We start from the raw sequence: 986 nt of genomic DNA, 5'->3' as shown, positions 1-986 counted from the left end.
TGCAAGCCGCCCGCCCGTTGCACATGTGGGCCGCACCGGTGATCGGCAGCTGGTTGCTGGTGGCGCTGGTGCCGGCCGCGTTGCCGCACTCGGTGGTTTATAACAAGACCCCCGACCAGTTCATCATCGACCACCTCCAGGAGTTGCAGCCGACCACTGCGTTGCTGAGCAACGACCTCGGCGCCGCATCGGCCTTGTCATGGCGCCTGCAGCGTCCTGAAGTGATGCTCTACAACACCGTTGGCGAAGTGAAATACGGCATCGCCTTCCCGGACACCGCTTACCGCAAGATCGATGCCGCCAGCGTCCAGCAATGGATGAGCGAGGCGCGCAAGCAAGGCTCGGTGGGCGTGGTGATGCGGGTCAAGGGTGACGACGAGCGCCAGGAAGTGGACCTGCTGCCCAAAGACGGCAAGCGTTACGAGCAGGGCAATATCGTGATTCTGATCTTCCCGCAGAGCGCGCCATGACCACTCTGCTGCTGTTGTTAGGTGCCTGCCTGCTGACCTGCATGGGCCAGGTGTCCCAGAAGTTTGCCGTGGAAGGCTGGCGTGACCAGCCCGACGGTTGGGCCCCGAAGCTGCGCTCGCCGTGGCTGTGGTCGGCGCTGGTGTGCCTGGGCCTGGGTTTGCTGGTGTGGCTGCTGGTGTTGCAACGCCTGGAAGTCGGTATCGCCTACCCGATGCTGAGCCTCAACTTTGTATTGGTCACCCTGGTGGCGCGCTTTGTGTTCCATGAACACATCGATGGTCGCCACTGGTTCGGCGTGCTGCTGGTGATTGCCGGTGTGGTGCTGCTGGGGCGCCAGGTATGAGTCGCGCTCGCGGTTTTACCCTGGCCCTGGGCAGCGTGGCACTGGTCAGCGGTGCCCAGTTGGGCATGCGCTGGAGCATGACGCGCCTGCCATTGCCCACCGAATGGCTGACAGCACTCAACACGGGTGCCATCGACCTCGGCGCACTGGGCGTGGTGATCCTGGCGATCAT

The 986-nt window shown here is 63.6% G+C and carries 1 protein-coding gene and 2 pseudogenes; all 3 read left to right on the top strand.

The genetic code is table 11. The features are described from left to right. A pseudogene (locus tag HX873_RS31440) lies at positions 1–470 on the top strand (4-amino-4-deoxy-L-arabinose lipid A transferase); the annotation flags it as partial. Then, entirely contained in the window at positions 467–814 is a 348-nt protein-coding gene (arnE, locus tag HX873_RS31435; protein WP_087693002.1) for a 4-amino-4-deoxy-L-arabinose-phosphoundecaprenol flippase subunit ArnE, read from the top strand. The pseudogene HX873_RS31440 and the gene arnE, both read left to right, overlap by 4 nt. Continuing rightward, a pseudogene (locus HX873_RS31430) lies at positions 811–986 on the top strand (4-amino-4-deoxy-L-arabinose-phospho-UDP flippase); the annotation flags it as partial. The gene arnE and the pseudogene HX873_RS31430, both read left to right, overlap by 4 nt.

Source organism: Pseudomonas sp. P7758 (assembly GCF_013386485.1).
Taxonomy (GTDB): domain Bacteria; phylum Pseudomonadota; class Gammaproteobacteria; order Pseudomonadales; family Pseudomonadaceae; genus Aquipseudomonas.
Note: the sequence above shows the minus strand (reverse complement) of the source record. Positions and strands in the feature narration are given on the sequence as shown.

Bases quoted from the DNA above. Each gene is read 5' to 3' on its own strand.
- arnE (WP_087693002.1), top strand. From the start codon at position 467: ATGACCACTCTGCTGCTGTTGTTAGGTGCCTGCCTGCTGACCTGCATG.